The sequence below is a fragment of the Gracilimonas mengyeensis genome (genome assembly GCF_900182705.1).
Taxonomy (GTDB): Bacteria; Bacteroidota; Rhodothermia; order Balneolales; family Balneolaceae; genus Gracilimonas; species Gracilimonas mengyeensis.
On sequence record NZ_FXTP01000002.1, the window covers coordinates 52,363 to 77,222 of the forward strand.

Here is a 24,860-nt window from a genome sequence, read left to right on the forward strand (position 1 = left end):
TATTCCGGGGCTGATAATTGCGCTTGTCAATCTTCTTCTTAATTTCGGGCCATCTTGTCAAATAGGATACACCACCAATCCACCGCTATTCTCTCTCCTTCAGAAAACCTTGTTAAGCATATTGCTAATGTTAGTTTATAACGTCAAAGGATCTAGTATAAATACTGTCATTTCTCGTTTTAATAGTTAATTGATTTTTAAACACAACAACTACTCTGGCTGATATTAGTAGCATATCTACTAAAACAATAGTTTGCAAAACTCTAATATTTTGCTATACTCCGCTAAGTAACTAAAAATCTGACATTTGCTGCTTAAAAAACCCATAGCTTCGGTCATACTGGTGCTGGCGGTACTTATTTTCGGGAGTATTGCACTGGAGAGACTTTCCATCGAACTGATGCCGGACATTGCCCGTCCCACCCTGCTGGTGCGTACGGATTATACCGGTGCGCCTGCTTCTGAAGTGGAATTCCGGGTCACCGAGCAGCTGGAGGGCATGCTTTCCGGCGTGCGGGGCGTGCAGCAGATTGAGTCCCTTTCGCGGCAGGGACAAAGCCTCATCTTCCTCACCTTTGAGTGGGGTTTTGATATGGACATCGCTTTTCTGAACGTACGCGAGAAACTGGACCAGGCGCGCTACCTGTTGCCCAACCAGGCCGAGCGGCCGCAACTGGTGTACTCCTCTGCCTCGGATGAACCCATAGCCACCATCGCCCTGCAGCTTAAAAATGCCAGCAACCAGGCTTTTGATAACCGTTTGTCCCTAAAGCGCTGGGCCGACCAGGTATTTACCCGTCGGCTCGAGCAACAGGATGGCATTGCCCAGGCTTTGTTGGTGGGAGAAGTACAGCCGGAAGTCCAGATCCGGTTCAACCCGAGATTTATTGATCGATACGGACTCTCGCTGTCTCAGATTCAGCAGGCCGTGCAGGATGCCAACCTCTTTTCGTCCACCGGTGAATTACGCGACGGCTGGTACCGCTACGCTCTCAAAATCGAAAGCCGGATTGAGTCGCTGGAAGATCTCCGTAAAACTCCTGTGATCTCTTTGGCAAGCGGACGCGTATTGCTGCTGGAGGAACTGGCGGACGTCCGAATGGACGAGGCCGATCCCACCTCTTTTGCCCTGCTGGATGGTGAGGAAGTGCTGAACGTGCTGGTAAAAAAAGAATACGGCTCCAACACTGTGGAGGTATTCGAGACGCTGGAGGAGGTGCTGAAAGAAATAAGAAGTCAAAACCCGGATATCGCCATGGAGGTGATACAGGAGGATGCCAGCTACATCGAAAACTCCATTTCCAACCTCTTGCAAACATTGCTTATTGGGGGCGTGCTGGCTTTCCTGGTACTATTCCTGTTTTTGGATGACGCCCGTAGTCCTTTCACTATCGGCATCTCCATTCCTGTCAGTATCTTCCTCACCTTTGTGGTGATGTATTTGTTTGATATTCAGCTCAATATTATCTCCCTGAGCGGACTCACCCTTGGTATCGGTCTGTTGCTGGATAATGCCATTGTGGTGCTGGAAAATATCAGTCGCTATCGCCAAAAGGGGTTGGGTAGGTTTGAAGCGGCGCGGGAGGGAACCAAGGAAATTAGTCTGGCCGTGACGGCTTCTACCTTCACCACCATCTCGGTCTTTCTGCCGCTTATTTTTTTAGGGGGATTTGAAGGTGCCTTCTTTCGCGATCTGGCTGCTACGCTTTCCTTCAGTTTGATTGCTTCCCTGTTGGTGGCGTTGTTTATCCTGCCGGTATTTGTGGCACAAATCAGCAAGGAGTCAAAATCCGAAGGCATGCTGAGTCGTATATCGGCTATGCTGGACAAGGTGGTGATGGCCTATGAACGAAACCTTGGCCGGGTCATCAAAAAACCCATGCCCTTGGTTATTACCGCTTTGATTTTATTAACTGGGGCAGGGGTGGCTTTTATGACCATCCCCAAAGCGGTGCTTCCGCCGGATGAGCCTTCCGAAGTAGAATACCTGGTATCCATGCCGGGCAATACGGCATTGCGGTCGGCAAAGGCGGCTGCGGTTGAAATCACCAACATTCTGCTGGCGCGAACCGATCAAACCAATATTTTATCTCTGGGTGGCTACACGGACAACACCAATCTCCGCTCCATCACTAACGAGGGACTAAACCGGTTCACACTATCGGTGCCGGTGAGCGGTTTCGAGGAGGCCGAGGAAGTAGACCGCTTGATGGAAGGTATTGCCGACACCTATGCCAACTGGAGCTTCCGCAAGATGGATGATAATGCCACGGGAGCAGTTGGGATTGGACAGGACGCCCCGGTACAGTTCAGCGTAGTGGGCACCGACCGGAATTTCAGTGCCCGGGTGGCTGCAGCCTATGCAGACTTTATGAACCGCAATTACGGCGAAGTGGAGCTCAACTTGAAATACCCGCAGCGGATTGATGCCTACCAGGTGCAGTTTAAGACAGAAGAGTTGTTAGCCTACGAATTGGCTGAAGACGAAATCATCCGGTATCTGGAATCCCTGACGCGTGGCGCATTTATCACCGACTGGAACCGGCAGGATGAACAAATTTCCATTCGTTTGATAGGAGAGAAGAACGACAACCTGGATCCCCGGGAAATTACGCTGGATGTACAAAACAAAATCATCCCGCTGACCAACGTGGCACAAATTACTCGCATTGATGAAGCCGAGCAAATTGAGCGCATCAGGCAGGCTCCTATTTTGACCTACAACTCCGATCTCAGCTTTATGGATTGGTGGTGGGATAGTGATGAAATACAGGAACTAACCAATCGCTTTATGCAACAGACAGGGCATGAAATCCAAATCCGCGGTTCAGCTTTACAGGTCATTGATTTATTGAAAGAACTGGGCTGGCTGCTGGGCATCAGCGTGTTGTTGATTTACCTGATTCTGGCTATCCAGTATGAAAACCTGAAGTACCCCTTTATCATTATCCTGGCCATTCCTTTTGCGTGGATTGGGTCGGTGTTTGCATTGTTTATTGGCGGGGTAAGCCTGAATGCACTGTCGTTTATGGGTATTTTGATTTTGACGGGGATTGCAGTGAACGACTCCATCCTAAAGGTAGATTTCATGCGGCGTTATTACGATGAAACCGGCGAACTGGAGGAGGCTATCCGGCAGGCAGGCATCAATCGTTTTCGCCCGGTAGTGATGACGAGCATGACGACTATCCTGGCCCTCATCCCCATGTTAATTCCCTTTGGGGATGGCTATGTATTGCGTCAGTCGTTGGCTATTGCACTCATGGGCGGAATGATTACGAGTACTTTGTTGACCTTGTACTTGATTCCGCTGGTGTTTAAATGGAGTGAAGGGGTTAGAGATTCAAAATTGAAGATTTAAGATTAAAGATTGAGAAGAAGAGTTATGAATTGTGAATGTTGAATTTTGAATGATGGAATCGGAGCGGACGAGGAGCTTTCGTAAAGAAAGCAGAGAGCAAACTTTGTACAGTCTTTGCTTTCTTAACGGTTAGAAAAATTGTTCTTAGGAATCAATGTAGCAGTAAATTTAATGTTGAATACGGCAAGGAAAATTCCTCCCTTGAGGGAGGTGCAGGATTTTAACTTGTTAAAATACGCGGAGGGTGTTCGTGCTAAGGGCGGGGTTGTTTGATATAAAGCAGTGTTGCCCTTGGCGCCAACACCTCTCACAACCAATGCGGGAACAGCCGCATTGGTTGATCTCCCCTCAAGGAGAGACTTTTTGTAGTTGAAATCATTATTTGAAGCATAATGAAAGCTGTGTTATTTGTTGCGAACTCAGCGAATTCTTAGCGTTCTTTGCGGTTAGAAAAATTGATCGGACGGGCTGAAGCCGTCAGACCGAGGCCAAATGAATCTTTAATTTTAAATCTTGAATCTTAAATTACATATACAAAACGGTCAAATGTAGAAGACGGGAAACAGGTATGAAAAAATATATGAACCTACTATTGAATTACTGCTTACTGATTACGGTACTATTGGTCACTGTTACGGGGTGCAAGAGTGAAGACGAATCGGAAAACCGCCCGGATTTAGACAGTGTGGAAATTCGCCCCGAGGTGGTGTTTGATGTGGTGGATGACGAGCCGTTGCAATTTTTTATCGAAAGCCGGGGTGTGGTGGAGCCGGCCCAGCGCATCCAAATCACCCCAAGAATTGGCGGCTTTGTGGAACAGCATAATATTGTGGAGGGACGTTTTGTAGAACAGGGGTACATCCTGCTAGAACTGAACGACGATGAGTGGGTGAACGAAGAACGCCAAGCCTACAATGAATATCAGAAAGCAAAAAATGAGTATGAGATAGAATCACGGCTGCGTAACGATTCCGGGAGTGGTAGTAATGGAGATGAGAGCTTGTTGCGTATCACTACGGGACTGGCGGAGGCGGAGCTGGCATGGGAGCGTGCCAAGCTGAATCTGAGCTACGCCACCCTGGAAGCCCCTTTTAGCGGACGTGTATCGGCAGAACAGGTGGTGTCAAACGGGGCGTATGTGTCGGCGGGTCAGAATCTGGGTTTGTTGATCGATGCCAGCCGGGTGCGCATTCGCTTTGATGTGCTGGAATCAGAAATTGATGCTCTCGAAGAGGGGATGGCGGTGGAGCTTACTGGTCCGGGAGGAAAGGAGTTTGAGGGTGAAATCATAGCGATATCGCCCGTGGTAAAAACGGAAACCAAAACAGGTCAGGTGCTGGTGGAAGTGGAGAACCCGGACTACGAACTGAAAAGCGGGATGACGGTAGAGGGCCGTGTATTTGTGCGCAGTGAATCCAGTAAGGTACGCATGCCCCGTGAAGCACTTCTGGAGCGTGATGGCCGTACGCTGGTCTTCAAGCTCAATACAGATGAAGTGCAGTGGATTTACGTGACCCCGGAAGCCATGAACTCTGAATGGGTGCTGATTAATCATCCCGAAATTGCACCGGGTGATACTCTGGCCGTGGACCAGCACTTTAGTATTAGCCATCAGCAGAAGGTGGTGCCGCTTTTGGTTGATTAAAGATTCAAGATTAAAGATTGGAAATGGGAAATTTTGAATGTTGAATTGTGAATGGTTCTCGGCAATAGAAAGTCCTCCCTTGAGGGAGGTGCCTTGGTTTTGGCTCGCCAAAACCGGCGGAGGGTGTTCGTGCCAAGGCACAGGAATATCGAATATTGAACATTCAACATTGAAGTCAGAAGTAATGAGGAATTTGAAATGTTGAATTATTGGTACTGCGAACTCTGCGAAACCTTGGCGCACTTTGCGGTAAATACAATTGGTCGGATGGGCTGAAGCCGTCAGACCAAGAACACAATCTTAAATCTTTAATTTTTAATCTTAAATCCACCTTTGCGCGAGCTTTTAAATCGAAAATATCTCGTTTCCTTCTTCTATCTCATCGTGTGTGTGATTGGGATAGCGGTGTGGCGCGTGCTGCCGATTGAGAGCACCCCAGAGCTGAACCTGCCTTCGGTGACGGTGAATTATAACTGGGGGAGTACCTCACCGGAAATCATGGAGCAGGAGATCACCCGGAAGGTGGAGCGTGAAGCCAACCGCTTGCGGGATGTGACGGACATCCGTTCGGTTACCCAAGAAGGCCGATCCACGGTCACTATCACCTTTAGAAAAGGGGCGCCTGTGGATTATCGCGTGCTGGAGTTACGAGAGTATCTTTTTGGTTTGGATGAAAACCTTCCTGAAAGTATATCGCCGCCTAGCATCAGCCGGCAGGTGCCCGAGGAGCTGGAAGATCAGCAAACGTTTATCGTGTACACCTTAAATGGGGAGATGCCGCCACGGCAGCTTCTGGATTATGCCCGCACTAATATCCGCCCCAAGCTGCTGGCGTTGGATGGACTGGCAGAAGTCGCCATTCGCGGGGTGCAGGATCCGGCGCTGGTGATAGAATTTGATATCGAACAGGTAGAGAAATACGGCCTTTCTCCCATGCAAATATTGGTGCAGATTCGGGAGCAGCTGAGCTGGCGTTCGGCCGGTTTTACTGAAGAAGGGATTTCGCGCTACAGCCTCATCATTCCGCCCAAGTTTGAGAATATTGCCGATATCGCAGCACTGAAGGTGCAATTGCCCGGCGCGATGAAACAATTGCGAGTAGATGATATTGCCAAAGTCTCGGTGCAGGATTATCCCGCCAAAACTATCAAACGTATAAACGGAGACCCGGCGCTGACCATCGAGTTTGTAAAAGAATCCGGGGCTGATGCCTTTACTCTGGCCGAAAGCATCCTGGAGCGAATGGAAGAAATGGAGGCGCAATTGCCCGAAAGTCTCTCGCTGATGCTCACCGTTGATTCCACCGAAGAGCTTCGTGAGCAGTTTGATGAACTACAGCTGCAGGCCATATTCAGTGGTATCCTGGTGTTTTTGGTGGTGATATTATTCATCCGGAAAATACGGGCCCCGGTGGTAATTATCGGGAGTGTGGTTTTTTCGGTACTGCTTAGTGTGATCGTGTTGTACCTGCTGGATTACAGCCTGAATATCATTACCCTGGCCGGTATCACCATTGCGCTGGGCATGCTGATTGATAATGCCGTGGTGGTGTTTGAGCATTTGAACCCGGGTCTGCCCTCTGATAAAAGTGAAAGAATCGGCCATATCACCAATGAAATTGGCAATGCGGTGGTACCGGTGTTGGGCAGTACCTTTACCACCGTCGGTATTTTTGTACCGCTGCTTTTTGCTCTGGATGAACTCCGCATCTTCCTGGTGCCGCTGGCGGTGGCGCTGACAGTTACACTGGTGAGTTCGGTACTGATCGCCTTTACATGGATTCCATACGCTCTGGTGTGGCTAACTCCGGGCGGCATCAAACCAAAAAAGAAAAAAGGGAAAATGGGCCGTTGGGTGAAGCGTGGGCTGATGCGGAGCTTTTTGCTGAAGTCAAAACTGCGGTGGGTGCTGCCGGTGGTGCTGATTGGGGTGATTGGGATTCCACTGTTTGCCATCGAGGAGCCGGAGTGGGAGGCCGAAGAGGATACGTGGTGGCCGGAGTTTACGCAGGTGTATTTCAACAACCGGGATATGATTGATCCCTGGATCGGTGGTTTGACTCGCAAGTTTGTGACGGAGACTTATTTTGGAAGCCCATGGAAGGGACGTGAAAACGAAATCATTTCGGTGTATATCCGCTCTCCACAGGGAACGCCGTTGTCTGAAATTGACAAAATCGTCCAGAATTATGAGGAAATCGTGCAGCCTTACGAGCAGGCTTTTGAATTTTATGAGGCCAACATATCGGAATATTACGGGGCTCGAATGCAGTTCATTGTGAAGCCGGAATACCTGGTGCAGCCCGATCCCTATTACTTCTTCGGGGAAGCCATGTACATGGCGGCACGGACTGGAAATGTGGCAACGTCTGTTTCTGGTTTTAATGATGGCATCAGTACGGGTTTTGGGGGCGGATCTTCCAATCACTCCATTCAACTAACCGGCTATTCCTACGATGAGCTGCTGAATCTGGCGAAGGATTTAGAAAGACGACTTAAAACTAACCGGCGGGTACGGGAGGTGGATATCAACTCCAGCTACTACTTCAGCCGGGATGATTTTCAACAATATATTCTGCGGCTGAAGGAGGAGAAGATTCTGGCCAAAAGCCTGGACCGCAGGGAAGTCATTTCAACCCTGATGTTGGATCTCAATCCGGAGAATACGGTGGGCAAGGTGGAATTCGGCGGACAGGAAATGTATCTGATTGGCCGGAACGAGCGTGGAAAAACCTTCGAAGAAGATATGATGAACCGCACCCGGAAGTTCGGAGAGGTAAATTTCAATATGAGCACTATTGGCGAAGTGGTGAAGGAAGGAGGGCTGAGTGAAATTCGGCGCGACAATCAGTCGTACGAGCGAGTGGTTAGTGTAGATTACCTGGGCAATTATCGAATGGGGCGCGAGTATATTGAGGAAGTGCTGGAAGGTACTCCGGTGCCGGTGGGAGCGTCCATTGAGTTTGGGCGTGGTTTTTTTGGTTTTGGGGATGACGGTCAGTCGCGGAATGTGCTGTTCATTGCCTTGTTGAGTTTGTTGAGTGTATGGATGATTGTTTCGGCCTTGCTGGAAAGTGTGAAATATCCCTTGTTTGTGATTATGGCCGTACCGTACAGCCTTATCGGAATTATGCTGGGCACCCTGTCCAACGATCTTGCCTTTGACCGTGGGGCTATTGCCGGTTCGCTGTTGTGTATAGGGGTGGTGGTGAATAACGCCATCCTGATTTATCACCAAAAACAGCTGGAAAACGGAAATGGGATCTTTGGCTTGCGCTGCTGGATGCATGTATACCGCAAACGCATGCGGGCTATTTTGATCACCACAGTAACAACCATCACCGGGCTGCTTCCTATGATGTTGTTCGGAGCAAATCAGTTCTGGGAAAACCTGGCGATTGTGGTGATTTGGGGGCTTTCGGTGAGTACGTTGCTTTTACTGTTGATGACGGGACTGAGGGTTAAGAATATCGAACATTGAACAAGGAAGGGAGAAGTAATTTTGAATGATGAATGTTGAGTTTTGAATGGAGGAATCACAGATAGCAATAGGCATTGTAGTCTGCGAATATTTAACGTCCTCTGCGGTTACAACTCAATTCATCATTCAGCATTCAAAATTTAAAATTTCTAACACGCTCTGCGCTGGAACACACTATTACTGTGGGTTGGAAAAATATCCAAAATCATAATATTCAAAACATATAAATCAAAAATGGGGTAATAGAAATGAATAATCCGAAAATCAGAGGTCTGATAACAGTACAATTTGTATTGATATTAGCAATAGGGGTTGCTTGCGGCAGTAAAGAGGAATACTCGCCAATAGTTAAGGAGGATGGACTAATCCAAAATCCGGCGCAGGGATTTTTACAGGATGAAAATCCACCCGTTGAGTTTGAACTGATAGATACTTTTGACTTATCCGGGATAGACGATCCTGTAATTGGAGATATCAGCTATTTACAAATTGATGCGGAAGGTAATTTTTATTTCATCGACCGGCGTTCAAATAAACTGGTTTCTACCGATTCCGAGGGAAATCTAAGGTGGACTACCGGGCAAGGTGGCAATGGCCCCGGTGATTTCGAAAATCCTTTTGGATTAGAACTTCATCAGGAAAAGCTTTTCGTAGCCAACATTATGGGAACGCGGCTTGATGCATTCGATAAGGAGGGTAATTTTATCAAAAGTTACGATATGCCCAAAGATATTCGCTACGCTATGCTGAGGGGTATTCGGGACGATGGATTGATTCTGATGCAATCTGCTAATTTCGGAACGGTTGGCGCAATGGCGCACGTAATGGAATTGACGGACAGCCTGAGAGTAAGGCAAAATGTAAATATTAAGGAAACTGAAGATGAAAAGTACTCTATGGCTACGGTCATGGGGAGTTTGAAAATGCAGGATGAAGGATTTGTTTATTCTTTCAACACCAGGTACGCTCATCAGTTTTATGATTATGAAGGGAACCTGAAGCTGGAAGTGCAGCGAGACTTCGATGGAGTGGTGGGACCCGGAATTTATGCCGAGGGCGGAAGGGTAAGCCTCTATGGATTAGGAGAAATAAGTTCTCCGGTTTATTTGGATAACGGGCAGTATTTGGTTCAGGTCAGATACCCGGTGAATATTGATGATCCCAATGAGTACGCCCGCAGAGCTGCAACCGGTGAAACAGCCGAGCCGGTTTATGAGATCTTCATGGATGTATATAGTGCCGATCATGAGCTGTTGTATACTTTTGATGACTCCAAATTTGTGGAGGAACTCGGAGGCCTCACGGTTCGTGATCAGGAGGGATTCTACTATTCTGTATTTGGGGATGGGCTTATGATCAAGAAGTTTAGGGTGGAGATGTAACTGAACACTGAAAATCCAACATTCAACTCCGAAGGGAGAAGTGGTTTTGAATGTTGGATTTTAAATTTTGAATTAAGTAGCAACCAAAGGATAAAGAGTTGTCGTAAAGTTTGCGAGGTTTTGCGAACCCTTGTCGATCTCGGTGGTTTTAAATACAATTCAAAACTCATCATTCTTAACTCAAAATTCCCACCCTACCCGCTCAAATTTGTTTCTCCCTTAATCTTGTCATACTCCTCGTCATTTGGCTCCCAGAGTTCAATTTTGTAGCCATTGGGGTCCATGATCCAGCCGAACTTTCCGTATTCGTACACTTCCATTTCCCCGATAATCTTTACGCCTTCCTCTTCGAGCACTTTTAGCAGCTCCTCCAGGTTTTCTACCCGGTAGTTGATCATCGCATCTTTTTTACTGGGATTTGTGTATTCCGTGGTTTCGTCAAAAATGCTCCAGGCGGTGAAGCCTTTTTGATCCGGTGCTTCGGCTTTGCGCCATTCAAAGGTGCCGCCGTATTTACCACTTTGAATACCGAGGTGTTGCCGGTACCATTCTTTTGTCGCTTTGGGATCTTTGGCCTTGAGAAAAACTCCGCCAATGCCGGTTACTCGTTTTTTCATGGGGTGATGTGATTTAGGGTTTAATCGTTGTGCTGATCAAAAAGAATCTGGTTGCCATCGGGATCGGCAATACAAAAGTGGCAGGGCCCTTTTTCTTCGTGGATGGATTCAGACTCCATCAAAAATTCCACGCCCTGTTCTTTTAAGTCATGATAAACATTGCGGGCGTTAGTCGGATTAAAGATGATATTTTCTTCAAACATATCCTGGAAGAGTCCAATAAGGGAATTCCCTTTTTTCATGATGATCCAGTTGTCTTCAATGGGGCCGGTACCTTCTACCGGTTCAAAGCCCAGCTTTTCATAAAAGGTTTTGGATGCATGGATATCTTTGACGGCAAGGGAAAGAGAATGATTGTTCGGATTCATAGCATTATGGTTTTTGGAATGATGATGAAATTTTAAACCAGAGAAATCTAGAATAGAAGTATCTGGTATATTAGTTGGATAGATTGTGGGATATACCCTATACAGGACAAATTGGTTACAATTATTTTATATGATGGGGTTTGTTATTTCTGATCCGGTTAATCATCTTGATAAAAATAATAGCGCTTCCACGGCTTAAAACGAACTTTTTTAAGAGTTTTATGGGATGTAATTCACAAAACGTTCACGAATTTTTACGTTTTTGGAAGTGTCGAACAAAGACTAATACTTAATCCATAAAATCATGGCTGCAAAAGAATTCAACCTGTCGAAACACGACATCAACGTAGAAAAAATATTTAGAAATCCGGCCCCGGCTACCTTTTACGAGGAAGCAATAAAATATGACTCCGGATCAGCAATAGCCAAAAATGGAGCGCTTATTGTTCGCTCCGGAAAGCGCACAGGCCGTAGCCCCGCTGACAAACGCGTAGTGAACACCCCTGATGTTTCAGATAACATTTGGTGGGGAGATATCAACATTTCACTGGATGAGCATACCTTTAATATCAACCATCAAAGAGCAACCGATTACCTGAATACTTGCGAGCGCCTGTATGTAATAGACGGTTTTGCAGGCTGGGATCCCAAATACCGCCTGAAAGTGCGCATTATTGCCGAACGTCCTTATCATGGATTGTTCATGCATAACATGCTTATTCGTCCAACTGAAGAAGAGCTTGAAAACTTTGGCGAGCCAGATTTTGTGGTATACAATGCCGGTAAGTTTCCCGCCAACAAGTACACCGAAGGCATGACTTCTGATGCCAGTGTGGATGTAAACTTCAACCGTGGCGAAATGGTAATTCTGGGTACCGAGTATGCCGGTGAAATGAAAAAAGGTGTGTTCACTGTAATGCACTACCTGATGCCGATCAAAAATGTGCTTTCAATGCACTGTTCAGCCAACGAAGGCAAGGACAAAGACGATGTAGCCCTATTCTTCGGATTGTCAGGAACCGGTAAAACAACCCTTTCCGCAGATAATAGCCGCAAACTCATTGGCGATGACGAGCACTGCTGGAGTGATGACGGTGTATTTAATATTGAAGGCGGATGTTATGCCAAAACCATCAATCTTTCTGAAGAAAACGAACCGGAAATCTTTAATGCCATCAAGTTTGGTACCGTACTTGAAAATGTAGGATACGACGAAAATTCCCGCGTAGTGGATTATAAAGATGTATCTATTACCCAAAATACCCGGGCTTCTTACCCCATCGAGTACATTGACAACGCAAAAGTGCCTTGCGAAACCGGACATCCCAAAAACATCATCTTCTTGACTTATGATGCCTTTGGCGTTCTGCCTCCGGTAAGTAAACTTACACCTGAACAAGCCATGTACCACTTTATCAGTGGTTATACTGCTAAAGTAGCTGGTACCGAAATGGGTGTAACCGAACCACAAGCTACCTTCTCTGCCTGCTTTGGCGCCGCCTTCCTGGTATGGCCTCCTGCAAAATATGCTGAGATGTTAGCTGAGAAAATGCGTAAACATGGTTCCAATGCCTGGTTAGTAAATACAGGTATTACCGGCGGACCTTATGGAACTGGAAGCCGAATGGACCTCAAGAGCACACGTGCTATCATTAATGCCATCCATGCCGGTGAGTTGCAAGATGCACCAACGGTAACAGATGATGTATTTGGCTTTGAGATTCCAACCGAGTGCCCGAACGTAAAATCTGAAATATTGCAACCACGTAACACCTGGGACAATGCAGTAGAGTATGACAAACAGGCTGAAAAACTTGGTAGGTTGTTTGCTAAAAACTTCGAGAAGTATAAAGCAGACAGCAGTGATGAAATCATCAATGCCGGCCCAAAAGTAGGAGTTGAAGCTTAGTAGCCCTCATTCTCGTTCGTTGTTGGAGTGACTGCGGCGAGATCTGATCAGCAAAAACGGAGAGCGGGCCAGACGTGTCCGCCCCGTTTCAGTATCAGCAAAGATATAGGACCGGATAACCGGTCACTATGAGATAGGAGTTATCAAACTTCTAACATGAACCCGACGGTTTGTAGAACAGGCCGCCGGGTTTTTTGTTTAGACTGGCTGAGTTTTTGATTTAAAGGTTTATTGAGTTGCATATTATCAGAACTCAGAACTCAGAACTCAGAACTCAGAACTCAGAACTCAGAACTCAGAACTCAGAACTCAGAACTCAGAACTCAGAACTCAGAACTCAGAACTCAAAGTAATTCTTCTGGATTTAAGCCCTTAAGGTCATCTGCCACAAATTTGCGGCCTTTTCGAACCAGTTCGCCATCCAGGTACACATCGGCGCCAATGCACACCAAATCCCAGTGGATGTTACTGGAGTTGCCATTAGGGGCTACTTCGTAATCTTTACCAAGGGTAAGGTGGTTGGAGCCGTAAATTTTCTCATCAAACAGGATGTCATACATCGGGCTTTCAATCACCGGGTTTAGTCCAAAGCTGAACTCTCCGAAGCGACGGGCTCCTTCGTCGGTATCAAGGATGTCCTTGAGGGCGTCGTTGTTAGAGGAATCAAAATCGACTACTACTCCGTTTTCTACTTCCAGCTTCACAAATTCAAAGGGTTTGCCCTGGTACACCGAGGGAGCGTAGCTAATCACGCCATTAATCGAATCCAACACAGGAGAGGTAAATAACTCGCCATCCGGTACATTGCGCTTGCCAAAGCAAGGCACCCAATTCTGTCCTTTTACGGAAAATTTGATGTCGGTGCCTTCGCCTTTTAGATGAATTTCATCGGTAGCACGCAGGCGTTTTTCCAGAGGCTTCATGGCTTCTTCCAACTTGCCGTAATCTACCAGGCAGGCTTTGTAATAGAACTCCGTAAAGGCACGGGTAGGCATCTTGGCGTTCATGGCAAATGCAGGGGAGGGATAGCGCATGATGCACCAGTTGGTATTGTTCACGCGCTCATCAAAATGAACGGGCTTTAAGAAATGCTCGGAATAGGCTTTGTTGGCCTCTTTGCCGGCCTGGGAAGTTTCATAAATATTTTCAGACGCGCGGATGCCAATAAACGCATCCATTTGTTTCATTTTAGGCAGCTGATCCACTTTGGCCTGGTTTTTCCAAAACGTCTCGTTTCCCTGTTCAACCAGAATTCGCTGCGATTCGGCATCTTCAATCTGGATAAAAGGATGGGCGGCTTTGGCGCGAATCTGTTCAACCAATGCCCGTAACAGATTGATGCCATTCAAACCAATGAGCTGCACCATTACATTTTGGTCTTTCTGTACTTCGGTGCTGTGTTCCAGGATGAGCGTCGCCAGTTTTTGATCATGTTCTGATATCATGGGGAAGTAGAAATTTGAAATTAGAAATGTTGAATTGCTTACGGTTGAAAGGTAAGGGAAATGGGGGAATAAGTTGATAAGGGAATAAGGGGAGTGGCAGTGATTTTGTAACCGTAAGATACACCGAGGCTTCGCAGAATAGGCAAAGATATTTCATCCCCTGCGAAACTTTGCGAGCTCTGTGGTTACTAATAGATAATTGTCTATACCTTTAGAACCGTACTTCTGATTTGCCGTCTTCTTTCTTAAGGCTTACCACTTTAGTTTTGCCATCTACAGTGATAGCGTAATCGCCATAAAAGGCCTTTATTTCAGAAAGGCCGTCATCGTTAGCCCTGGTTGTTGTATTGGTCCACCACTCGTCAAATACTAAATCCTGGTACGCTTTAGACTGCAGGGTTGGACTAAAATCGGTTTTCCACATGGCAGATTCCGGAATCCAGTGTGGTTTCTCCCAGATACCCCAAATCAGGATGGCTTCTACTCTCGGATGGGCAAAATAAATAGGGAATAGCTTCTTGAGTTCAGCCGCACGTTCTTCGTCAGTATCCTGCGCAAACAATGCTTCGGTAATTTTGATGGGAAGATCGAATTCGAGAAAACGGTCCAGATTTCTTTGCACCATATATGGGGTGTTTTCATATGGAACCGATACTGAGCGATGGGCCTGCATCCCGATGCCGTCAAGCGGAACCCCATTGGCCAGCATTTTTCTAATCTGATTTGCGTAAGGGCCTGCGTTATGGCCTACATCCAAAATTCCGTAATCGTTGGTATATAATTTGGCATCTGGATTATGGGCTTTAACCATCCATGCCATTTCACTGATAATGCCATATCCCAGCCGGTCGCGGAAAAAGCTCCCATGAACCATCTCATTATTAAGATCATACTCGTTAATTCGTCCCTCAAAATGGTTGATGAGACTTTCGGCCCGGTCTGCTATGGCTTTGCGGAGTTCATCATTGGTGAGTTTGGTTAGCCACTCTGTATTGAACTCTTCCTTGGCCCAGAACACCGTATGTCCGCGCATAGGGATGTTCAGCGAATCCATAAGCTCATAGATACGGTCGGCTACCGCATAATTTACTTCGCCCTGTGTCTTCTCGGTATCATACCATTTCAGGGCATTCTCATGAACGGCGTAATTAAAATTGTCGGACAGTATACTTAAAAATTGTTCTCGTTCTTCAGATGTCATTGGATTTTCTGAATTCTCAGCCAGATGATTAGGAAGTGCAGCGCCGAAAAGAAATTCATGAGATTGCTGTTCAATAGTAACTTCAGCACCTGGTGCAGTATGAATTATAAGAGAACCCATACGATGCTGTTCAATTCTCTGGTTGATTGCTTCCGGGGTGATTTTTTCAAGTACCTCTTGGTTTTGAGCACGTACAGGTACGGCAAGTAGTAGAGTAAAACAGATAAATAATAGCGCTTTTACGGCCAGTGAAAATATAGAAGTCAAGCGTGTGGTTTTCATGAGAGATAAGGCTGTAGAGGTTTGAAAATTAAGGCATACTCTTTAATTGGGGCTGCTATTGATAATTCATGATGATAGCTGACTGCAAAGTATGAAATATCATGGGTTAACAAGGTTTCAAGGTGATGTATGCTCTTAGAATTATCAATCCTATAAAAGCATTTTCATAACTTTGAGCATGTTTTAGACACTTATAAGAGTAATCGAGTTTACAGGCTATAAGTTGTTCAATATACAGGGGCAAGGTTTCGCAAAATATCGATTGTTCTTTGCTCTGTTAACGCTAACTTATTGCTTTGTATATAGTCTCAGGGTAATTTTTCGTGTCAGATTAAAAATGGACCTTGAACCTATTTAAACGAATGTTAATTGAAGATTATATGAAAGAAGAGTCAAGATTCAAAGCAAATAGAGCAACTAAAAGGGCTTTGAGGATAGTCAATTTGGTTGAGCAAAAATTGCCCAATTAGACATACAAAATTGCTCAGAAATTATTTTCATTATTCACTGCTTTTGATATATTGTTGAAGGACATCAAGACCCTTATTTGGAAGCGATTTTTAACAAATGGTGGAAGAAGCGCTTTCGGTAATATGGACAATACTATTAATTAATGATAACGCAGCCACATCTGATATGAATAAAGTTTTACTAACCGTATTTACTTTGTTGTTTGGAGTCACTTTACTTTCAGCACAAAATACATCATCCGGACACGGACAAATAAGAGGAACTATAACGGACGCCGGTAACGGTGAAGTCCTGATTGGAGTAAACGTAGCCATAAAAGGAACCAGTATTGGTGCAGCCACCGATATAGATGGAAATTATATAATTCGCCGGGTGCCAGCGGGAACTCATACTTTGGTAGTGAGTTATATTGGGTACGAGAGAATTGAAGAAGAAATTGAAGTTGAAGACGGTGAAACGCTTGAATATAACGTAGAGCTTGTACAAGTAGCTGTACAAGGAGAAGGCGTAACAGTAAGTGCTCAGCGGGAAGGTCAGATTGAAGCTATTAATCAGCAGATTACATCTGACAACATTGTGAATGTGGTTTCTGAAACTAAAATTCAGGAATTACCTGATTTTAATGCAGCTGCGGCTTTAGGTCGTTTGCCGGGTGTTTCCACAACGCAAAGCTCTGGAGAGGCTAATAAAGTAGTAATCCGCGGTTTGGCACCAGAATATAATGCTATTGAAATTGAAGGGGTTCAGCTGGCTTCTACAGGTAGTTCAACCATCGGCTTATCTTCAAATCCTGGAGTTGGTTCCGGGCGTGTTAATAATGACCGTAGTGTTGACTTGACCATGGTATCTCCTTACATGATTCGCATGATTGAGGTCTACAAATCATTAACGCCAGACATGAATGCGAACTCGATTGGTGGTACGGTAAACATGGAGTTGCGTAAGGCGCCCGAGGGTTTGCACTGGGATGCCATGTGGCAACAAGGTTATACTGCTAAAAGTAACACCCTTGGTAACTACAGAGCAGTTGGTTCTGTAAGTAATCGATTCTTAAATAATAAATTAGGTGTGTACGCACTTGTTAATGCTGAATCTTATGACCGTAACTCTGATAACCTAAATACTGATTACGGTATTGCCGGCTCTATTGAAGAAGCTGATCCTGAAACAGGATTCCGGCCAGTTGAGGTAACAAGTGTAAGCTTTAATCGCCACCTGGAGACAAGAGATCGTCTAGGGGCAAACTTAATCCTTGACTATGATTTAGGTAAAGGATCTGTGAAATTTGTGAATATGTTTGCTTCTATCAATTCAGATTTTACCGACCATAACCAAAGTATCAATTACAATAATGGTCGTATGGATTGGAGAATGAGCTTGGGTGAAACGGAAATTCAGCAAAGAGTCCACTCACTCCGAGTTGATTACGATTTTGATTGGTTGCAAGTAAACTTGTCTGGTAGTTATACGGGAGCCCGTAACACTTTGGAAGATTCCCCGGTTTTAACATTTAACCAGACCCAAGCCGTAAACCCTGCGCCAAGGGATAATATTCAGCCTGAGAATTTGGTAGACCGACAAGCTGACTTTCGTGGTATTGATGATGTAATCCTGCGTAGTGGAAACCTCTTCAGTAATTATTATGAAGAAGATAAGTTTACATACAAAGCTGATTTTGAAATACCCTTCAATATAGGTGCAGGTGCTAATGGCTTCTTTAAGTTTGGAGGTCAATTTGTAGATCAGGAAACATCTACTGATCAGGAAACTCCCTATTTAGCTTTTGATGGAAATGCTAATGCTACGGATGATAATATTGCCAACTCATTATCTCGTACCCTTCGTGATCAATTTGGGTTGACTACCAATGATCAGGGCGTATTTACAGGTACTTCTCTGGAGACCAGAAATGACGATCTGTACGACGCATTTTTAGGTAATGATTATGGCCAGGTATTTTTTGCGGCTAACCCAAATACGCTGGTTGATGTACTTAACTTTGTAATTGGTAATCCTGACTTTGATGCTTCTAATGAAGAAAGAAGCTCCGGAGCACAAGGTGGCTGGTATGATGGTCCTTATCAGGCACTTTCTAATGACTATACCTATCAAGAAGATTATTTTGCGACCTATGCCATGACAAAGCTTAACTTTGGTAAGTTCATGGTTATTGGTGGTGCCCGGTACGAAGAGGTAAACTCTGAGTACTTTGCATATAACGCTCGCGACCAAAGAAATGCCCAGGCCCAGATTATGTATGATACTACCTCATCGGCCAGCAACAGCTTCTTGTTGCCAATGGTTCAGGGACGGTTTTCTGTGACAGATTGGATGGATCTTCGGTACTCTTACACTCAAACGCTATCGCGTCCGGATTATAACCTTCTGTCGCCAAAATTCACGATTACCCAGGGTAACTCAATTTATACCGGTAATCCTGATCTGAAGCCAGCCAAGTCTGAGAACCATGATATTAACCTGACGTTCCATGCTAATAAAATTGGGTTACTGTCAGTTGGTGCTTTCCAGAAATCTATTGAGAACTTTGTGTACACCGCCAGCTACCAGATAAATCTGGCAGAAGAAGCGGGTATAGATCAGGTTTCCAATTACCAGTTAATTTGTAATCAATATTATCGCGACAAGTACGACCTGAGTTGTGCTGACGGTGCTGCTCTTATTACACCCGTAGTGAACCCAACTACCGGAGCTGCTACAGCAACGGTAAGCCGACCTGTTAACAATCCAAATGATGGATTGGTACGAGGTCTTGAATTTGATTTCCAGCATAACTTCTGGTACCTGCCAAGAGCACTCAGCAATATGGTATTTGGTATCAACTATGCTCGCATTTTCTCTGAAATTGAGACCCCTTTCTACGATCAAGGTTCAAGAATTGTAGGGGAAGGCCGAAACGTACGAGAAGAATTCTTCTTGGTAGATTCTTCTTTTACTTCACGACTAAGTGGTCAGCCTAATCACGTTATGAATACCTATTTAGGATTTGACTACAAGGGCTTTTCAACAAGAATTTCCGTACTGCTGCAGACCAATACCTTTGGTGGAAGTGGTGGACGATATCCCGAGAATGACCGATTTAGTACCGATTACCTCAAAATTGATTACTCAGCCAAATACAGAGTACCAATGTTAGGTGGTAATAGTGAAATTTTCTTTGATATCTCGAATCTGAATAGTGCTAATAACCAACAGGTTCAAAGATCTATTAATGGAGATTCGAATATTCAGAACTACGGTCTTACTGCCAATCTTGGGATAAGATTTAGGTACTAAACAAACCAATATTTTTAAATCAATAATTAACCAAACAATAAGGAGTCAATATGAAGCACCTGTTACTATCTTTATCTATCGCGATGTTCTTCTGTACATCGTTGATGGCTCAAAAAGATACCGTGGTTGTTACTGGCTATTATGAGTTACTTCAAGCAGGTAACGCAGACGAAGCACGCGGTACGCTAAACAGAGCTATCGAGGATGTGAAGGCCAACGGAGATATCAACAATACTGTATTCAAGCTTAAGCCATATGAAGTGTATGTGCTTACAAGCAGTATTTTTATGGATGTTGGTGAGGACCTTGAAATAGTAGGCCCCGAACCCCTCCGTGCCGGAGAAGGAACTGACGAAGAAATTCAGAACTCAGCCCCACCACAACTTGTATGGACTGAGGAAGAAATTGACCGTGTATATATCATTCAGACTTTCGGCGACCTGAAAATGGAAAATGTCTGGGTTCGCGGAGCCGATATTCAAGGCAATCAAGTTCAAACTGGTATTGTTTTTGAAGACACCGTTGCAACCGGTCAGGAGCCTGACAAAGAATATGGCCGATTTGACGGAGTTATATTCGACTATTTCCCAATTGGTGCTGAATCAGGTGGTGCTGTTACGGTAAAAGCAGATAACTTTGTTGGGATCTTTAAAAATAGTTATTTCCGTAATTTGACCGATAGTCACTTTCAATACTATGGACGTGCTGTATCTTTCCCATATCAATCCACAGGCTTTCATTACGACAGTTTATTATTCGAAAACACTACTTTTGCGAATTTAAGTCGTATTGTGATGATGGAGGGCAATCAAAATGCATCCAATATTCACTTGAACCACGTCACGATGATCAACTCTCTTGAGTGGGCTATCCAAACAGGCTGGTGGGAAGATTTATCGATTACAAACTCCATCTTCGTGAATACCAACATGATTGGTCAGCGACCAGTTGATGTGTGCCCCGAAGGAACAGATGCTGATATTGATGATTTCTACGACGGCTTGTGTAATCCTCTTGGCGGAGGCGTGGTACAAGATCCTGTACTAGTAGATTCCCTTGGTTTTGAAGTGGACTTCACTGACCAAGACCGCCAGATTTATATCGGCAACAACGTGTTCTATATCGAGGATTACCTCGAAGATTGGTACATGAACAGTCCTTGGAGCCAGGAGCAGATTCAGTCTCGTGACGATATTCTGTTACGCTTCCCATCACCTCCAATTGGACAAGAAGCATATGAGTATGTGGATTCTACCGATTCAGAAGGTAACGATGTGTTCCCACGCATGACCATCGACTCCACTACTTTCTATGATGATCCGGCAGACTTTATTGTCCCAGCTACAAATCAGGACACCATGCTTACCTTTGTGATGTACAAATGGGATGATAACTCAGATGTTGACTGGTCTTACCGGCCTGCTGCGGGTTACAATCAAACATGGCCATTGCCTGAAAACATGGCATACAACAATACTGAGTACCAAACAGCAGCTTGGGGCGGTTATCCAATGGGTGACTTGAACTGGTATCCCGATCAATTAGCTGACTGGGAAGCCAATCAAAGAGAAGCTGATTGGGCGCAGATTGAAGAATATATGAATGAAGGTGTAGTTGTAAGCTCAGAGCGAGAAGCTGGTACTCCTAAAGGCTTTGCACTTGAGCAAAACTATCCTAACCCATTCAACCCTACCACGAATATTTCTTACAGCATCCCTGAAGCATCAGACGTAAGTCTTACAATCTACAATGCGATGGGACAAGAAGTAGCAACCCTATATCAGGGCATGCAGTCTGCAGGTAATCACACGGTTACCTTCAATGCATCTAATTTGGCTAGCGGCATCTATTTCTACCGCTTAGACTCACCTGATGCAGGAGTTTCTATTACCAGAAAACTTACGCTTATCAAATAAGCTAACAACTTTTCGATGCGGAGGGATGGGCATACTATGTGTCCATTCCGCCTCATCACTAATAATACAATGGAGGAATATATGAAGAGGATTACTATGACCTTTGCGTTGATACTCGGCCTTATATTTTCGGGGGCCAGTATCGTTTATGCGCAAACTAACGGCAATTTGGTTACGCAGTGGGGAGCCACAGAGCGAGGTACAACTTGGCCAATTCTTAATACAGCTGAAACACCTGATGGAACTGGAATTATGGGTTCAGAAGAAGGAGCAAATCAAGCTGGCTGGAAAACTATACGCGGAGGATTTGACGCCGTGAACTTAGAAGTTGGAGAGACTTTTGTGATTTCCGGGCAAATGGAATTTGTAGGAAGTGGATTAGGGGAAGCTTATTCACCTATCCGTTACGCACTTACCTATGAGGAATCTCTTGGAGAGTTAGAACATGCAAATACGGATTCTGCACTATGGACTTCGTCTGGATCATACGGGTATGAATTTACACCTACTTCAGGTGCAGGAACACTTCCGAATGGTGCTGGAGGTGGTGGAAATGTTTGGACTGTCATTAATGGGGGATGGAATAGTACCTATAGTAACGGAGGATATCCAGTGGGTACATTTGATCAGGTTCCCAGTTTAGCAGCAATAGTTGAAGGGACTTATGACTGGAGTATCTCTTATACATTAAATGCTGATTCAACCGCCGAAGTAAGATTTTATTTGGCAGAACAAAATGATGAATATTACTTTGCTGGTACAGTTACAGACACTGCCATGACAACTTCCATAAATGCCATAAATTTCGGTTTGGGTGAAAATATGGAAGATGCAGCAACACTTACTGAATTTAATGTATCTGGGGTTACCTATTATAAAGGTGATCCAATAGATGTTCCCCTGCCACCATTTGAGTCTCATTATCTGACCCAATGGGGAGCTGACGAGCGTTATTCCGACTGGCCAGTTTTACGAGACTCCAGCTCACTTGATGGCGATGCCAGCATGGGTGGAACCGGTGAAACCGTGAACGGTTGGGCCTCTTTAATTGGCGCGTTTGATTATAATGTAGGAGCTGAAATGGGCGAGGCTGTAATTGTACGTGGTGAGATGACCATTGACGGTAGCCTTGGTGCCGGTTACACTCCAATTAGATATGCATTCCTCAATCTTGAAAGCGGAGCCACACTTAACAATGCATATACAGACTCTGCAGCATGGTCTGGAACCAGCTCTTCCACGGGTTATTCCTTTATGCCACGTTCCGGAGCTGCTGACCTGGCTAACGGTAACGGAGGAAGCGGAACAGCCTGGTGGTTCGCCAATTCTAACTGGTTGAGCACATATGGAAATAATGGTCCTATGGGAACCTATTTGCAAGTTCCTTCTCTGGCAGAAATGGAAGCAGGTACGTACGAGTGGGCTATGTCAGTACATCCAATTGACAGCTTGACCAATGAGATCCGATTCTACATGATTCATGAAGATGAGGAATATTATTTTGGTGGAACGGTACAGGATACTGCTACTACGACTTCCTTTAATGCTGTAGCTTTTGGATTCCAGGGAGCCGAAGGGTTTACCCAGGTTGATTTTGAAGCTGTTGAAGTAGACAAAGGAGATCCTATCGAGGTTCCATTGCCACCATTCGATTCTCATTATCTCACCCAATGGGGTGCTGATTCACGGTACCAGGGATGGCCTATACTGCGCGATTCTACCTCAGGTGAATACCTTGCTGGTGATGCCGGAATGGGTGGAAATGGAGAGCCTGCAGACGGTTGGGCATCTCTGATTGGTGCTTTTGATTACGATGTACAAGCGGAAGCAGGTAGTGCACTGATTCTATCAGGTGAAATGACCCTGAACGGAAGCCTTGGTGCTGGATATACTCCACTAAGATTTGCACTCGCAAACTTTGAGGATTTAGGTGAACTGAATAACGCTTATACTGATTCAGCGTACTGGTCGCAACCTTCAACCAACTCCTCTGGTTATTCTTTCATGCCGCTATCCGGAGCCGGTGACTTGGCTAACGGTAATGGTGGTAGCGGAACCAACTGGTGGTACGCCAACAGTAACTGGCTGAGCACCTATGGAAACAACGCGCCGATCGGTACGTTCACTCCAATCCCTTACCTTGCTGAAATGGAAGCTGGTACATACGAGTGGGCAATCTCAGTAGAGCCTATCGATGATTTAACCAATGAAATCCGTTTCTACTTCATCCATGAAGAGGACGATTATTATTATGCTGGAACCATTCAGGATACTGCTTCAACCACTACCTTTAATGCAGTAGCATTTGGATTCCAGGGCGTGGATGGATTCACTCAGGTTAATTTTGAAGCTGTTGAAGTTGATAAAGGAGATCCTATTGAGGTTCCTGAACCAGCTTTCTATGACCATTATATTCCAACAGGATCTTTTGGGTTCTTAGGTGGAAAATATGGTGGCGACTGGACATTGACTCCGGGTGAATTTACAGGTAATACATCAGTCTCAGGTAGCGCAGCTACCGATTGGGCTGCCGTTCGAGCAGGCTTTGAAGTACCTTCTACTCCAGGTAGTGGTGACGAAGCTGCCTTGGTTATTGAGGATGCTTCTTTGAGCTTCGCCGGTGGTGGATTTGAAGAAGCTGACAGCTTCCTGTTTGGCGTGTTTGAAGCTGCCGATGCCGGAGTTGTTGACTCTACAGAAGAAAGAGGTTATGAGTGGACTGGAAGCGAAGCAATGCATACTGGTTACCTTGTAAATCCACTTGCTGGTACTGTATCAGCTATCGATAACGGCGTTTGGTATGATGCCACAGCTGAAACAGCCACAGAAATTGGCGCTGTAAGCAGTACCGGTACACCAACAGCTGGTGATTATGACTTATCAATATCCGTACAACCTGGTACAGGTGGTATGATTGTTAAAGTTTCATTGATGAAAGAGGATGGAAGCTTCAGCTTCGAAGGATCTTTTGTTGATGCAAACTCAACTGCAACCACTTTCAATGGACTGAACTTTGCAGTTAACAATTCTTCAACCACAGGATTGGATATCGAGGATGTTGAGATCACACAAGGTGCAGGACTCGCGGTATCAAACGAAGCCGAACGATCTAATGCATTGCCTAAAGTGTTTGCCTTAGAGCAAAACTATCCCAACCCATTTAACCCAACTACAAACATCAACTTTGATCTGCCTAAGTCTGCAGATGTACAACTGACTGTTTTCAACATGTTGGGTCAAAAAGTAATGACGCTTGTAAACGAAAGAATGCAGGCTGGTGCACATAATGTTACTTTCGACGCCAGAAACCTGGCTAGTGGCATGTATGTATATCGCATCCAGGCCGGTGATTTCACAAGCACTAAGAAAATGATGCTTATCAAATAAGTATTGGATGATCTTACAGCCTTCAAAAGGTTGTTAAATGCACCTGAACCTGCTTCCTGTAAAGGAAGCAGGTTTTTTTATGTCTGATATTTTATAAGGAGC

At 45.1% G+C, this 24,860-nt stretch carries 12 protein-coding genes; 8 read left to right on the forward strand and 4 right to left on the reverse strand.

All coding sequences use genetic code 11. The features are described 5' to 3' along the window. The first annotated feature begins 307 nt into the window (after positions 1-307). From FN815_RS02655 to FN815_RS02670, 4 genes are all read left to right on the forward strand, one after another. Positions 308-3,361 (forward strand): efflux RND transporter permease subunit, encoded by a 3,054-nt coding sequence (locus FN815_RS02655; RefSeq protein ID WP_142453064.1) that lies wholly within the window; start codon positions 308-310, stop codon positions 3,359-3,361. Between the two features lie 568 nt (positions 3,362-3,929). Beyond that, positions 3,930-5,006, forward strand: coding sequence for an efflux RND transporter periplasmic adaptor subunit (locus FN815_RS02660; RefSeq protein WP_142453065.1), 1,077 nt, complete (start codon positions 3,930-3,932; stop codon positions 5,004-5,006). 333 nt (positions 5,007-5,339) lie between these two features. Beyond that, complete coding sequence (locus FN815_RS02665; RefSeq protein WP_142453066.1) at positions 5,340-8,486, forward strand: efflux RND transporter permease subunit; 3,147 nt, start codon at positions 5,340-5,342, stop codon at positions 8,484-8,486. Positions 8,487-8,734: 248 nt separating this feature from the next. After that, positions 8,735-9,868 carry an NHL repeat-containing protein gene (locus tag FN815_RS02670; protein ID WP_142453067.1) on the forward strand — a complete coding sequence of 378 codons (1,134 nt, stop codon included), beginning with the start codon at positions 8,735-8,737 and terminating at the stop codon, positions 9,866-9,868. A gap of 194 nt (positions 9,869-10,062) precedes the next feature. Here the strand turns inward: FN815_RS02670 and FN815_RS02675 are convergent, their stop codons facing one another. Further along, positions 10,063-10,485 carry a VOC family protein gene (locus FN815_RS02675; RefSeq protein ID WP_142453068.1) on the reverse strand — a complete coding sequence of 141 codons (423 nt, stop codon included), beginning with the start codon at positions 10,483-10,485 and terminating at the stop codon, positions 10,063-10,065. Positions 10,486-10,505: 20 nt separating this feature from the next. Beyond that, complete coding sequence (locus FN815_RS02680) at positions 10,506-10,853, reverse strand: VOC family protein (RefSeq protein ID WP_142453069.1); 348 nt, start codon at positions 10,851-10,853, stop codon at positions 10,506-10,508. A gap of 304 nt (positions 10,854-11,157) precedes the next feature. On the opposite strand from FN815_RS02680, the gene pckA reads away from it, so the two are divergent. Further along, positions 11,158-12,762, forward strand: a complete 1,605-nt coding sequence (gene pckA, locus FN815_RS02685) for a phosphoenolpyruvate carboxykinase (ATP) (RefSeq protein WP_142453070.1) — start codon at positions 11,158-11,160, stop codon at positions 12,760-12,762. Positions 12,763-13,106: 344 nt separating this feature from the next. Here pckA and FN815_RS02690 read toward each other — a convergent pair whose 3' ends face one another. After that, positions 13,107-14,207 (reverse strand): aminopeptidase, encoded by a 1,101-nt coding sequence (locus FN815_RS02690; RefSeq protein ID WP_142453071.1) that lies wholly within the window; start codon positions 14,205-14,207, stop codon positions 13,107-13,109. A gap of 211 nt (positions 14,208-14,418) precedes the next feature. Beyond that, positions 14,419-15,690 carry an endo-1,4-beta-xylanase gene (locus tag FN815_RS02695; RefSeq protein WP_142453072.1) on the reverse strand — a complete coding sequence of 424 codons (1,272 nt, stop codon included), beginning with the start codon at positions 15,688-15,690 and terminating at the stop codon, positions 14,419-14,421. A 636-nt stretch (positions 15,691-16,326) separates the two neighbouring features. Between FN815_RS02695 and FN815_RS02700 the strand changes: the two genes are divergently transcribed. The 3 genes from FN815_RS02700 (at position 16,327) to FN815_RS19090 (ending at position 24,758) form a co-directional block, all read left to right on the forward strand. Then, entirely contained in the window at positions 16,327-19,455 is a 3,129-nt protein-coding gene (locus FN815_RS02700) for a TonB-dependent receptor (protein WP_185957146.1), read from the forward strand. A 50-nt stretch (positions 19,456-19,505) separates the two neighbouring features. Next, entirely contained in the window at positions 19,506-21,371 is a 1,866-nt protein-coding gene (locus FN815_RS02705; RefSeq protein WP_142453074.1) for a T9SS type A sorting domain-containing protein, read from the forward strand. Between the two features lie 81 nt (positions 21,372-21,452). After that, entirely contained in the window at positions 21,453-24,758 is a 3,306-nt protein-coding gene (locus FN815_RS19090; RefSeq protein WP_246075125.1) for a T9SS type A sorting domain-containing protein, read from the forward strand. Positions 24,759-24,860: the final 102 nt, after the last annotated feature.

Coding starts and splice junctions, on each gene's coding strand:
- FN815_RS02660 (WP_142453065.1), top strand. CDS start 3,930: ATGAAAAAATATATGAACCTACTATTGAATTACTGCTTACTGATTACG.
- FN815_RS02670 (WP_142453067.1), top strand. CDS start 8,735: ATGAATAATCCGAAAATCAGAGGTCTGATAACAGTACAATTTGTATTG.
- FN815_RS02675 (WP_142453068.1), bottom strand. CDS start 10,485: ATGAAAAAACGAGTAACCGGCATTGGCGGAGTTTTTCTCAAGGCCAAA.
- FN815_RS02680 (WP_142453069.1), bottom strand. CDS start 10,853: ATGAATCCGAACAATCATTCTCTTTCCCTTGCCGTCAAAGATATCCAT.
- pckA (WP_142453070.1), top strand. CDS start 11,158: ATGGCTGCAAAAGAATTCAACCTGTCGAAACACGACATCAACGTAGAA.
- FN815_RS02690 (WP_142453071.1), bottom strand. CDS start 14,207: ATGATATCAGAACATGATCAAAAACTGGCGACGCTCATCCTGGAACAC.
- FN815_RS02695 (WP_142453072.1), bottom strand. CDS start 15,690: ATGAAAACCACACGCTTGACTTCTATATTTTCACTGGCCGTAAAAGCG.
- FN815_RS02700 (WP_185957146.1), top strand. CDS start 16,327: ATGAATAAAGTTTTACTAACCGTATTTACTTTGTTGTTTGGAGTCACT.
- FN815_RS02705 (WP_142453074.1), top strand. CDS start 19,506: ATGAAGCACCTGTTACTATCTTTATCTATCGCGATGTTCTTCTGTACA.
- FN815_RS19090 (WP_246075125.1), top strand. CDS start 21,453: ATGAAGAGGATTACTATGACCTTTGCGTTGATACTCGGCCTTATATTT.